15 protein-coding genes are annotated in these 11,527 nt (G+C 67.2%); all 15 read right to left on the bottom strand.

Going from position 1 to position 11,527, the window contains the following annotated elements; all coding sequences use genetic code 11:
• The coding region (locus WEB06_01695) for an HD domain-containing protein (GenBank protein MEX2554327.1) at nt 1–473 on the bottom strand (473 nt) is incomplete at its 3' end.
• 60 nt (nt 474–533) lie between these two features.
• Complete coding sequence (locus WEB06_01690; protein ID MEX2554326.1) at nt 534–899, bottom strand: hypothetical protein; 366 nt, start codon at nt 897–899, stop codon at nt 534–536.
• Between the two features lie 41 nt (nt 900–940).
• Entirely contained in the window at nt 941–1,471 is a 531-nt protein-coding gene (locus WEB06_01685; protein ID MEX2554325.1) for an adenine phosphoribosyltransferase, read from the bottom strand.
• A 7-nt stretch (nt 1,472–1,478) separates the two neighbouring features.
• The gene (secF, locus tag WEB06_01680; GenBank protein MEX2554324.1) at nt 1,479–2,615 is read right to left on the bottom strand and encodes a protein translocase subunit SecF; all 1,137 of its coding nucleotides are present in this window, start codon (nt 2,613–2,615) and stop codon (nt 1,479–1,481) included.
• Complete coding sequence (gene secD, locus WEB06_01675) at nt 2,615–4,093, bottom strand: protein translocase subunit SecD (GenBank protein MEX2554323.1); 1,479 nt, start codon at nt 4,091–4,093, stop codon at nt 2,615–2,617. Before secD ends, secF begins: the two co-directional genes overlap by 1 nt.
• A 25-nt stretch (nt 4,094–4,118) precedes the next feature.
• Complete coding sequence (yajC, locus tag WEB06_01670; GenBank protein ID MEX2554322.1) at nt 4,119–4,475, bottom strand: preprotein translocase subunit YajC; 357 nt, start codon at nt 4,473–4,475, stop codon at nt 4,119–4,121.
• Nucleotides 4,476–4,526: 51 nt separating this feature from the next.
• On the bottom strand, nt 4,527–5,537 hold the full coding sequence (gene ruvB, locus WEB06_01665; protein MEX2554321.1) for a Holliday junction branch migration DNA helicase RuvB: 1,011 nt from the start codon (nt 5,535–5,537) through the stop codon (nt 4,527–4,529).
• Nucleotides 5,534–6,151, bottom strand: coding sequence for a Holliday junction branch migration protein RuvA (gene ruvA / locus WEB06_01660; protein ID MEX2554320.1), 618 nt, complete (start codon nt 6,149–6,151; stop codon nt 5,534–5,536). Before ruvA ends, ruvB begins: the two co-directional genes overlap by 4 nt.
• Entirely contained in the window at nt 6,148–6,639 is a 492-nt protein-coding gene (ruvC, locus tag WEB06_01655) for a crossover junction endodeoxyribonuclease RuvC (GenBank protein ID MEX2554319.1), read from the bottom strand. The genes ruvA and ruvC overlap by 4 nt, the downstream gene beginning before the upstream one ends.
• Before the next feature lie 80 nt (nt 6,640–6,719).
• Nucleotides 6,720–7,466, bottom strand: coding sequence for a YebC/PmpR family DNA-binding transcriptional regulator (locus WEB06_01650; GenBank protein ID MEX2554318.1), 747 nt, complete (start codon nt 7,464–7,466; stop codon nt 6,720–6,722).
• Nucleotides 7,467–7,531: 65 nt separating this feature from the next.
• Nucleotides 7,532–8,092 carry a pyridoxal 5'-phosphate synthase glutaminase subunit PdxT gene (pdxT, locus tag WEB06_01645; GenBank protein MEX2554317.1) on the bottom strand — a complete coding sequence of 187 codons (561 nt, stop codon included), beginning with the start codon at nt 8,090–8,092 and terminating at the stop codon, nt 7,532–7,534.
• A 3-nt stretch (nt 8,093–8,095) separates the two neighbouring features.
• A complete protein-coding gene (gene pdxS, locus WEB06_01640) occupies nt 8,096–8,983 on the bottom strand; it encodes a pyridoxal 5'-phosphate synthase lyase subunit PdxS (GenBank protein MEX2554316.1) in 888 nt (295 codons plus the stop codon).
• A gap of 169 nt (nt 8,984–9,152) precedes the next feature.
• Entirely contained in the window at nt 9,153–9,929 is a 777-nt protein-coding gene (locus tag WEB06_01635) for a M48 family metalloprotease (protein ID MEX2554315.1), read from the bottom strand.
• A gap of 11 nt (nt 9,930–9,940) precedes the next feature.
• A complete protein-coding gene (locus WEB06_01630) occupies nt 9,941–10,840 on the bottom strand; it encodes a M48 family metallopeptidase (GenBank protein MEX2554314.1) in 900 nt (299 codons plus the stop codon).
• Between the two features lie 61 nt (nt 10,841–10,901).
• Nucleotides 10,902–11,453 carry a LemA family protein gene (locus tag WEB06_01625; protein ID MEX2554313.1) on the bottom strand — a complete coding sequence of 184 codons (552 nt, stop codon included), beginning with the start codon at nt 11,451–11,453 and terminating at the stop codon, nt 10,902–10,904.
• Between the last annotated feature and the right edge of the window lie 74 nt (nt 11,454–11,527).

The following is an 11,527-nucleotide window of genomic DNA, read 5'->3' as shown; positions in this document are numbered from 1 at the left end:
CGGATGTCCTTCGCCATCGCCAGCATCATCTTGCGGATGTTCTCCGCCTGGTGCTGTTCGCTGGTACGGAACTCGATCTTGTCCAGCTTGGTGAGTCCGTCGATGATCAGCCGAACCTCGGCGCCGAACTCGCCTTCGATGTCGTCGAGGGTCAGCGGCGTGTCCTCGACCACGTCGTGGAGGAGCGACGCGACGATCGTGGTCGTGTCCGGCCACAGGTCGGACATGATGTTCGCGACGGCAAGCGGGTGCTCGATGAACTGCTCGCCGGAAGCGCGGAACTGGTCGCGGTGCGACTGAGCGGCGTACTCGTACGCTTTCTGGATGAGCTTCGTGTCCGCTTTGGGACTCGTGGCTTTGAGGCGCTTCAGCAGGACGTCGAGGCCGTGGTCGGGTGAGATCTCGACCGGCCGGAGGCGGGAGAGGACCCCGCGGCGCTTTCCGCCGTCCTCAGGCGCGAAACGCTCCTCCATGGTGGAGATTGTAGAGGAACGATCACCGCGTGGACGGGGCCCGCCCCGAAGGTGGGGGTCCTACCAGCCGCGGCGGCCGGCTCGAGCGAGGAGCCAGAGGCCGGACAGCGCGACGGCTATCCCGAACCAGGGCACATCGCCCCCATAGACGAGATCGCCGATCCCGACCCCGATCAACACCGCGCCGAGGACCCAGCTCAGGATGCCGGCGTGCCATCCGCGGAGCCGCTGATACAGGGCTGAGCCGAGCAGGATCGCCCCGAACCCGAGAGGGGTGAGGCCTTCCGGTTGGTCTCTGTCGGGCCAGATGAGGATCGCACCGAACCAAAGCACGAGTAATGCCGTGGTGATGCGTTCGACCCGCCGCTCATCCGCATCCTTGACGTGGATGACAACGGTTCCGTCAGGATTCCGATAGGCACGCACGGATCAAATTGTAGCGCTCCAACGTCCGGTGGGATCGGGATTCAATAGGTGAGGAGGGACAAGACGTCGTAGCCCTTGAGCCGCTCCCGACCGTTCAGGAAGCCCAGCTCGATCAAGAACGCCATGCCCTGAACCTTTCCACCCAGCCGTTCCACCAGCCGCGCCGTAGCCAACGCGGTCCCGCCGGTCGCCAAGACGTCGTCCACGATGGCGACCCGCTCGCCGGGGGCGATGCCGTCGCTGTGGATCTCGAGCGTCTCCTCGCCGTATTCCAGCTCGTAGTTCTCCGAGACCGTCTCCCAGGGTAGCTTCCCCTTCTTGCGCACCGGGACGAACCCGGCGCCGAAGTGGTACGCGACCGGCGACGCGACGATGAAGCCGCGCGCCTCGACGCCGACGACCTTGTCGATGGTTCCCCGGCCGAATGCCACGACGATCTCGTCGATCACGGTGGAGAAGGAGACCTCGTCGCCGAGCAAGGGGGTTATGTCCTTGAAGACGATGCCGGGTTTCGGGAAGTCGAGGACGTCGCGCACCTTGGCGCGCAGGATGTCCTCGGCGTGTCGGGTCACAGCCGATCTACCGCCGGCGGCGTTTCCCGCCGCGTCCCCGACGCGCGCGCGGGGGCGGCCGCGACGCGGCACGGACCTGGGTTCGCGGCTTCTCCGCTGCTGAAACGGCCTCGGAGGCCGAGGATGGAGACGCCGCAACGCCCGCTCCAGCCGCGGCGGTCGCCGGCTCGGCGCGCATACCGCCCTGGATGCGGGCACGGATCTGCTGGTACCGAGGCTCGCGCTCCTTCAGCCACGCCAGGATCGGCGAAGCGACGAAGATGCTCGAGTAGGTACTGACGAGAGCGCCGATGAACATCGCGAGCGAGAGGTCCTTCAACGTTTCGGCGTTGAACACGTACACGCCGACGAAGAGCAAACCGGCGACCGGCAGCACCGACGAGAGCGACGTATTGATCGAGCGAACCAATACTTGGTTCATCGAGCGGTTGACCATATCCGAGTAGGAGATCTTCGACGTAGCGGTGAGCGACTCGGAGTTCTCCCGCACCTTGTCGAACACGACGACCGTGTCGTACAGCGAGAACCCCATGAGCGTGAGGAGCGCGATCACGGTCGCCGGACTGACCTGAAGCCCGAGGAGCGTGTAAACGCCTGCGGTCGCGATGAGATCGTGGAACAGCGCGACGAGCGCGCCGACGGCCATCTTCCACTCGAACCGGAAGCTGATGTACAGAGCAACGAGCACGATGAAGACGATCAAGCCACGCAAGGCTTTGTTCGATACCTGGCGGCCCCAGCTCGGGCCGACGTCATTGATGTTCACCTCGTCGACATCGGACTGCCCGGCGAGCTCGGCAAGCTTCGCCGTCACCGAGTCCAGCTTGGCGGGATCGGCGATCCGTTCCACGCTGACGCGCAGCTCCCGGTCGCCGCCGGCGCTGGTAGAGATCTGGACCTTCGGCGTCCCGGCGTCGAACTGCTCCAGCTCCTCCTCGACCTCCTGGACGCCGATGTCCGTACTCAGTGGGACGTTGAACGCCGTGCCCCCTTCGAACTCGAGTGACAGCTCGAGCTGCCGGCCGAACAGCCCTATGGCACTCACCCCGATCACGATCAGGGAGACCAGCAACCAGATCTTGGAACGGCCGATGAAGTCGATGTTCGACTCGCCCTTCATCAGACGCTTCAGACCGGCGAACATCAGCGCGCCCCTCCCGCCGGCACGGGCGCTTCGCCGACCACGCGCCGGATCCCGAGCCTCTTGCTCTCGTTGAATGCCTTCGTCTGGGAAAGGAGCCAGACGGCAGGGTGCATGTACAGGTACGAAACGAAGAGGTCGAGCGCGGTGGACAGCCCGAGCATGAGCGCGAACCCGCGGACGCTCCCGACGGCCAGGAAGTAGAGCACGAAGGCGGCGAGCGCCGTCACGAGGTCGGCCGCGACGATCGTTCGCCAGGCGCTGTCCCAGGCGCGATCCACCGATGCCCGCACGCTCTTGCCGCTCTGTACTTCGTCCTTCAGCCGTTCGAAGTAGACGATGAACGAGTCTGCCGCGATGCCGAGCGACACGATGAGCCCGGCGATACCGGCCAGCGTGAGCGCGAACCCGGCGGTCTCGCCGAGGATGATGACCACGCCGACGGTGAACCCTGCGTGCAGCAGGATCCCGAGCCAGATCAGTAGGCCCAGGAAGCGATAGAAGAGCGCGACGTATATGAAGACGATGCCGAGCCCGATCAGCCCGGCGATCAGGCCCCCGTTGAGCGACTCCTTCCCGAGCGTCGGGCTTACGGTCGTGAACGTCGAGGGCTCGAACGAGACCGGCAGCGCACCGTAGCGAAGAACGAGTGCCAGCTCTGTGGCCTCGTCCTGGGTGAAGTTGCCGCTGATCGTCGCGGTGCCGCCGGAGATGCCTTGGTTGCATTGAACCTCGGTACCCATCTGCGGGTGGGACTCGACGATCTGGTCGAGGATGATCGCGAGCTGACGCTTCGGGTCGCCATCCGGGTTGCACGCGAGCTTCCCGGTCACGTCGGTGAACTTCGTGGCCCCATCGCCCGTGAGGCTGAGGCTCACGCTCCAGGTCAACGCCCCGCCCGTGGTCGACGGCGGTTCTGCCTTCGCGCCGGCCACGTCTACGCCGCTCAACGCCGCGGGTCCGAGACGCAACTTTTCCCATTGGGACGGTGGAAGCTCTGCGCCCGTGGCCGTGTCGAACGTCCGCGTGCAATGAACGACGTCCTTCGTCGGATCGTCCTGCTCGGGGAAGCTGGAGAGATCGGTGCAGTCGGGCGGGGTCGCCGCCGTGAAGGGCTCGGAGCCGGGCGGGAGAACCTCGAGGACGGGGCGGAAACGAAGCTGGGCCGTTCTCCCGATGATGTCCAGGGCAGCCTGCCGCTCTTCGACGCCCGGCAGCTGCACCAAGACGTTGTTGCCCTGGCGCGAGATGTCCGGCTCGGCGACGCCCAGCGCGTCGACCCGGTTGCGGATGATGTCGACCGCCTTGTCGATCGATCCCGAATCCGCATCCTCGTCGGCGGTGAGCACGACCGAGATGCCGCCCTGGAGATCGAGGCCGAGACGCGGCTCCAACCCGAGGGCCGCGATGATGCCCCATATGCCGCCGACCAGGACGAGCAGCGTAAGCAGAGCCGTGCGGAAGCGGCGTCGCGGGGTCATCGAGAGATGGTCGTGGGCACGGCGGTCATGTGGTGGAGTCGGAGGACTCCTCCTCGTCGGGCTCGTAGATCTTGCGGCGAACCGCCGCGCGCGACATGCGTACGGTCGTTCCAGGCGAGACCTCGATCATGAAGGTGTCGTCGTCCATCGCCCTGATCGTTCCGTAGATGCCGGCGATGGTCTCGACCTCGTCGCCCAGCCCGAGGCTGGAGAGCAGCTCCTGTTGATGGCGCATCCGGTTCTTCTGCGGGCGGATCATGAAGAAGTAGAACACCGCGATGAGCAGCAGGATCGGCAGGAAGCTGACGAGCGGGTTGGTGTCGGTCGTGGTGTCGCCGGTCGTATCGGTCGTCTGAGCCAGAAGCGTCAGGATCGCGTACACGTGGTCCCTTCCGTAGCAAAACCTCACCCGGGGTCCGGGCCGCGGAACAGTCTAAAGGAGGGTAGGCCCGCCCGCCCGTTGCAAGCCCAGATGCTCGTAAGCCAGGTCCGTGGCCACCCGGCCGCGCGGCGTGCGCTTGAGGAAGCCCAGCTGGAGCAGGTACGGCTCGGAGACGTCCTCGAGCGTGTCGGGCTCCTCGTGGAGCGCGGCGGCGAGCGTCGAGACGCCGACGGGGCCCCCGCCGAACTTCTCGACGATCGCCCGGACGAGCGCGACGTCCATCTTGTCGAGACCGAGCTCGTCGACCTCGAAGACGGCCAGCGCCTCGCGTGCGACGGTGACGTCGACGTGCCCGTCGCCGCGCACCTCGGCGAAATCCCGGACCCGGCGCAGGAGCCGGTTGGCGACCCGCGGCGTGCCGCGTGCGCGCCGCGCGATCTCCTTCGCGCCGGGCTCGTCGATCTCGACGCCGAGGAGGCTCGCGCTCCGCCGGACGATGACCTCGAGGTCGTCTGGCATGTAGTAGTCCAGTCGCGCGCTGAACCCGAACCGGTCGCGCAACGGTCCGGTGAGCAAGCCGGTGCGGGTCGTCGCTCCGATGAGCGTGAACCGCGGCAGGTCGATCCGGATCGATCGCGCGGCAGGCCCTTTGCCGATGACGATGTCGAGGGCGAAATCCTCCATCGCCGCGTAGAGCACCTCTTCGACCGGTCGCGCGAGGCGGTGGATCTCGTCGATGAAGAGCACATCTCCCGGCTCGAGGTTCGTGAGGATCGCGGCGATGTCGCCCGCGCGCACGAGCGCGGGGCCGCTCGTCGACCGCGTCTCGACGCCGAGCTCGTTGGCGACGATGTGCGCGAGCGAAGTCTTCCCGAGACCGGGGGGGCCGCTGAACAGCAAGTGGTCCGGCGGACGTCCGCGCCCGCGTGCCGCGTCGAGGATGAGCCCGACCTGTTCCTTCACCTGTTGCTGGCCGACGAACTCGGCGAGCCGGCGAGGCCGCAGGGAAACCTCGAAATCCCGCTCCTCCGGGGCCGCTTCGCGATCGAGGATCTCGGTCATCGCGCGTCGAGCTCCTTCAACGCGGCCTTCAGTATCGCCTCGACGCCGGCCGCGCCGTTGCCGTTCGCGGTCGCCTTCTCAGCCGCGACGCGCTCGATCGCCTCCCGCGCTTCCGTCGTGGTGTACCCGAGTTGCAAGAGAGCCGCACGAACCTCGCCGAGCGCCTCGCGTACGGCCGGTGACCCGGCGACCGGTGCCAGATCTGCGTCGCCCGCGCCGAGCTTCTCTTTCAACTCCAAGATCATCCGGCTCGCGGTCTTCTTGCCGACCCCCGGGATGAGCGTCAACGCGTCGAGGTCCTCGCCGAGGATCGCACGCCGCAAGGCGTCGGGCGTGTACACCGACAGCACGGCGAGCCCGCCTTTGGGGCCGATCCCGTTGACGCCGATGAGCACCTCGAAGACGTCGCGTTCCTCGGCCGTCGTGAACCCGAACAATGTCAGCGCGTCCTCGCGGACGTGCAGGTGCGTGTGGAGCCGCACTTTCTCGCCGGCTCCCGGGAGTCGCGCGAGGACCGATGCCGGCGCGAGCAGCCGGTACCCGACCCCGTTGACGTCGACGAGCGCGCCGTCGGGATAGGTCTCGATGAGCGTCCCGGCCACGGAGCCGATCATCGCACCCCCGCCTTCACCGCGAGCCGGTACGAGTGCAAGTGGCAGATCGCCAGTGCGAGCGCGTCCGATGCGTCGGCCGTTTCCGGCTTCTCGGTCAGTCCGAGCAGCCGGCCCACCATGAACATCACTTGGTCCTTGGTCGCGCTTCCGACGCCGACGACCGCCTGCTTGACCTGGAGCGGCCCGTACTCGGTCACGGGGATGCCGCCCTCCGCCGCGACCAGCAGCGCCATCGCGCTCGCCTGCCCGACTCGGATCGCGGTGCGCTGGTTGCGGGTGACGAACAGCCGCTCGACGGCCATTGCCTGGGGCCGGTGACGCTCGACGGCCTCAGCCAGCCGGGCGCGAAGGTCGGCCAGCTGCGCGGGAACGTCGGCACCGGCCGCTCGGACGGTCCCGAACTCGAGCGCCTTCAGTTTGCCTCCGGACTGCTCCACGACGGCGAATCCGGCGCGCGTGAGCCCGGGGTCGACCCCCATGACCCTCATCCCCGGCCTCCGAACATATGTACGAGGCTAACCCTTGGGAAGGACGGGTTCAAGGAACCCGGAGTTACAGCGGTGTGATTTTAGCCGACCTCGGCCAGGACGGCCTCGGGGATGTCGAAGTTGGCGTAGACGGCCTGTACGTCGTCGTGGTCCTCGAGCCCGTCGATCAGCTTGAGGACCGAACGAGCGTCGCCCCCGTCCACCGGGACGCTGTTCTGCGGGATCAGGGTGACCTCGGCAGAGGTGGGGGTGAGCCCTGCCTGCTCCAGGCCCGCGCGGACGGCCTCGAACGAGGCTGGGTCGGTGAGGACTTCCCACTCGTCGCCGAGGTCGCGCACGTCGTCCGCTCCCCCCTCGAGAGCCAGCTCCATGACTCGTTCTTCGTCGGCACCGGCCTTGTCGAGCAGGATCACGCCGCGCTTGTCGAACATCCATCTCACGCTGCCGGGCTCCCCCATCGCCCCGCCCTGCTTGCTGAAGATCGCGCGCAGATCCTGCGAGGTTCGGTTCCGGTTGTCGGTCAGCGCCTCGACGAGGACGGCGACACCGCCCGAGGCATACCCCTCGTAGAAGACCTGCTGAAAGTTCGCGCCGCCGGTGTCCCCGCCGCCCCGAGCGACCGCGCGCTCGATCGTGTCGCGCGGCACCCGGCCGTCCTTGGCGCGCTGGATCGCGTCGGCCAAGGTCGGGTTGTCCTTGGGGTTGGAGCCTCCCTGGCGGGCGTTGATCTCGATCGCACGGATCAGCTTCGCGAAGAGCTTCCCACGCTTCGCGTCGATCTTGCCCTTCTTCTCCTTGATGCCTTTCCAGTGCGAATGCCCGCCCACGTGCGTCTCCGAGGTCGTCGGTCCTTCATCTTGTGGCTGGAGGGACCAGCCGGGCAACCCCGCCGCTAGGACAAACCGAAAGCGAGCCGGTGCAGCCGATCGTCGCCGGAAAGCTCGGGGTGGAACGACGCAAGCGTCACGTTCCCTTGACGGAGGACTACCGCGTGGTGGCGATGGGTCGCGAGCACGTCAACCCCAGGACCGACCTCCTCGACCCAGGGCGCACGGATGAAGACCGCGTGCATCTCACCGATGCCGATCACATCGAGGTCGGTCTCGAACGAGTCCACCTGGCGCCCGTACGCGTTGCGGCGAACCGTGACGTCCACGATGCCGAGCAGGGGCCGGTCGCCTTCTGTGATCCGCTTCGCGCACACGATCATCCCGGCGCAGGTGCCGAGGATGGGCATGCCGCCCTCGGCGCGCTTGCGGAGCGGATCGACGAGGTCGTAGTCGGTGGCGAGCTTGCCGATCGTCGTCGACTCGCCGCCCGGGATCACAAGCGCGTCGACGGACTCGAGTTCCTCGCGAGTACGAACCAGCATCGGCCCCGCGCCGGCGCGCTCGAGCAGCCGCTGGTGAGCCTCGAAATCCCCCTGGAGCGCGAGGACGCCGACCTTCTTCAAGCGCTACCAGCCTCGCTGCGCGAGACGGTCGCCCTCCGGCATCGAACGGACGTCCATGCCGCGCATCGGCTCGCCGAGGCCGCGCGTCACCTTCGCGAGCACGTCGGGGTCGTTGAAGTAGGTCGTTGCTTCGACGATCGCCTTCGCGCGGTGCGCAGGGTCGTCGCTCTTGAAGATCCCCGATCCGACGAACACGCCTTCCGCCCCGAGCTGCATCACGAGCGCCGCGTCGGCCGGCGTCGCAACACCGCCGGCGCAGAACAGCACGACCGGAAGCCTCCCCGCCTCCGCCGTCTCCTTGACGAGATCGTACGGCGCGCGGTGCTCCTTCGCGGCACTCATGAGCTCTTCGGGAGCGCTCCCGTGAAGGCGCCGGATCTCGCCGAGGATCGAGCGCAGGTGGCGCACCGCCTCGACGATGTTCCCGGTGCCGGCTTCGCCCTTGGAGCGGATCATCGCGGCGCCCTCGCCGATACGCCGCAACGCTTCGCCGAGATTCGTTCCGCCGCACACGAACGGCACCGTGAACGACCACTTGTCGACGTGGTGCTCCTCGTCGGCCGGCGTGAGGACCTCGCTCTCATCCACGTAGTCCACGCCGACGGCTTGGAGGATCTGCGCTTCGACGAAGTGCCCGATGCGGCACTTCGCCATGACCGGGACCGACACCGAGGAGATGATCTCGTCGATCTTGGCGAGATCGGCCATCCGGGCCACGCCGCCTTCGCGACGGATGTCCGCCGGGACTCGCTCGAGCGCCATGACCGCGCACGCGCCCGCGTCCTCGGCGATCTTGGCCTGTTCGGCGGTCGTGACGTCCATGATCACGCCGCCCTTGAGCATCTCCGCGAGCCCGCGCTTCACGCGGACGGTCCCTCGCTCCTCCGTCACAGCAGCCTCCCCGGGAGATCTGAAAAAGGCCTTTGACCTGCGGATTTATCTAACGGGATTGTACACCCTCCTCTGCGACGGCTTCGGCGAGTTTCCTCGGCGAGGATGCCCAGCGCTCGTGGTCGCGCCACCGTCGCGCGCCCGATGAGAGGCGGGTGGGCCGCCCCACCTATAGATCCTCGAGAAGGCTGATGCGCTCCTCCAGGGGCGGATGAGAATCGAAGCGCTTGTCGAGCCAGGCGCTCAGCCCGTCACCCCCCTTGAGGGGGGATGCGATCCACATACCGGCCGTCCCCCGCGAGCGGCGACGCAGCGCCGTACCGCCTTGCGCGAGCTTCTGGAGCGCGGCACGCAGCCCGATCGGGTACCGCGTGTACCGGACGCCGTTGATGTCCGCGGCCGACTCACGGTCGCGACTCAGTGCCGACGGCATGAACAGGGCGCCGAGAGGAACCACCGAGCCCAGAAGGGTCGACGCCACCTGCATCACGAGGGTGTCGCGATTCTGGATGTGCGCCAGCTCGTGACCGAGAACCCCCTCGAGCTCCATCCGGTTGAGCGATTCGAGGAGTCCCCGCGTGACGACCAGGCTCGCGTGCTTGGGGTCGATGCCGGTCGCGAACGCATTGAGCGCCGGGTCTTCGACCACGAGAAGCGCCGGTTTCGGAAGTCCGGAAGCGATCGCAAGCCCCTCGGCGATGTTGTACAGACGGGGCTCGTTCTCGGGCGTTACCGGGTGAGCGCCCGCGCGCGCCAGCAGGATGCGATCCCCCGTCGTGAAGGACAGCCACGCGACGATCACGGCGATGACGAGCGCCGCCACCGCCCCGATGACGCCCGCCCGGAAGAGCCAGCCCACCGCGAACCCGATCGCGGTGACGCCGGCGACGAAGCAGCCCGCGATCGCTCGAGCCCGGCGGGAGTTATCTCGTGAGAGATCCAGCATGACCGGGACGCTCAGATCTCCTTCAAGATCTTGATCCGCTCATCGAGCGGCGGATGCGTGTCGAACAAGCGGTTGAGCCAGCCGAAGAAGCCTTGCTCGCGCTGTAGGGGCGACTCGATCCACAGCGCTGCGGTGGCGCGCGACGCAGAGCGAACCACCGTTCTATCGTCTCGCAGCTTCTCAAGCGCCGAGATCAGCCCGGGCGGATACCGCGTGTACTGCACACCGGACACGTCGGCGAGCGACTCGCGCTGGCGGCTTATCGTCGCCCGGATCACCTGCGCGATGATCGGCATCAGGATGGCCAGAGCCAAGCCCACGAGCGCGAACACCGCCGCGCCACCACCGCCTCCGTCGCGCCCGCGACGGCGGCCGCCTCCCCAGAACATGGCCCGCAGCGTCCAGTCGCTCACGAGCACGACGATGCCGAGCAGTGTCGCCGCGACGGCCATCACGAGCGTATCGCGGTTCTTCACGTGCGCGAGTTCGTGGCCGACGACGCCTTCGAGCTCGACGCGATTCATCTTCTCGAGCAGCCCGCGGGTGACGGCGATCGAAGCGTGCGCCGGATCGCGGCCGGTCGCGAAGGCGTTCGGCGCGGCGTCCTCGACGACGTAGACCTTCGGCTTCGGTATCCCGGCCGCGATGCAAAGCCCGTCGACGATGTTGTGGAGCCTCGGTTCTTGGTCGTGCGTGACCTCGCGCGCCCTGCTGACGGCGAGCACAATCTTGTCGCCGCTCCGGTACGAGAGCCACGTCATCAACGTCGCGACCACCGCCGCGATCGGCACCCCGATGAACCCGCCGTCGAACAGGTAGCCGAAGAGCCAGCCCATCGCGAGAACGACGAGAACGAAACCAGCGATGAGGAGGATCGAGCGTCGCGTGTTCTTCCGGTAGAGGTCCCACATGGCGGGTCTCTACGCTACTGGGTCCGGAGAGCGCGCGAGCGGTGGACGGCTCGGCGGGATGCTAGAACTGAACCTGGACCGGGCCGGCGGCCGCGTCCTCGGTCTCGAAGAACTCGCGGATCTTGAACCCCCCCATCGACGCGACGATCGCCGAAGGGAACTGCTGCACGAGGTTGTTGAAGCTCAGAACCTGATCGTTGTAGAACTGGCGAGCGAAGGCGATCCGTCCTTCGGTGCCGGTCAGCTCCTCCTGCAGCGCGAGGAAGTTCTGGTTGGCCTTCAGGTCGGGGTAGTTCTCGACGACTGCCATCAGCTGCCGCAGCGCCTGGGTGATCATGTTCTCCGCCTGAGCTTGCTCCCCGACGGTCTTCGCCGCGATCCCGGCCGCACGCGCGGCGGTTACGTTCTCGAACGTCTGCTTCTCGTGCGCCGCGTAGCCTTTCACCGTGTTGACGAGGTTCGGGATCAAGTCGTACCGGCGCCGGAGCTGCACGTCGATCTGCGACCAGGCGTTGTCGATCTGGTTGCGGTACCGGACGAGACGGTTGTAGATCGTGATGCCGATGATGAGCAGCAGCGCCACGACGCCGAGGACGATCCACAACGCGGTCATTCGGGCGCAATCGTAGGGTCCGCCCCTCGGGCCGTCAACGTCGTTTTCGCTTGCGCTCCGGGACCGACTCCAGG

It is taken from the genome of Actinomycetota bacterium (assembly GCA_040905475.1).
Lineage (GTDB): Bacteria > Actinomycetota > AC-67 > AC-67 > AC-67 > DATFGK01.
This window is presented reverse-complemented; position numbering and strand designations above follow the sequence as displayed.

Excerpts from the sequence above, each read along its gene's own strand:
- secD (MEX2554323.1), bottom strand. The coding sequence starts at position 4,093 with ATGACCCCGCGACGCCGCTTCCGCACGGCTCTGCTTACGCTGCTCGTC.
- ruvA (MEX2554320.1), bottom strand. The coding sequence starts at position 6,151 with ATGATCGGCTCCGTGGCCGGGACGCTCATCGAGACCTATCCCGACGGC.
- ruvB (MEX2554321.1), bottom strand. The coding sequence starts at position 5,537 with ATGACCGAGATCCTCGATCGCGAAGCGGCCCCGGAGGAGCGGGATTTC.
- ruvC (MEX2554319.1), bottom strand. The coding sequence starts at position 6,639 with ATGAGGGTCATGGGGGTCGACCCCGGGCTCACGCGCGCCGGATTCGCC.
- secF (MEX2554324.1), bottom strand. The coding sequence starts at position 2,615 with ATGTTCGCCGGTCTGAAGCGTCTGATGAAGGGCGAGTCGAACATCGAC.
- WEB06_01635 (MEX2554315.1), bottom strand. The coding sequence starts at position 9,929 with ATGCTGGATCTCTCACGAGATAACTCCCGCCGGGCTCGAGCGATCGCG.
- WEB06_01625 (MEX2554313.1), bottom strand. The coding sequence starts at position 11,453 with ATGACCGCGTTGTGGATCGTCCTCGGCGTCGTGGCGCTGCTGCTCATC.
- WEB06_01630 (MEX2554314.1), bottom strand. The coding sequence starts at position 10,840 with ATGTGGGACCTCTACCGGAAGAACACGCGACGCTCGATCCTCCTCATC.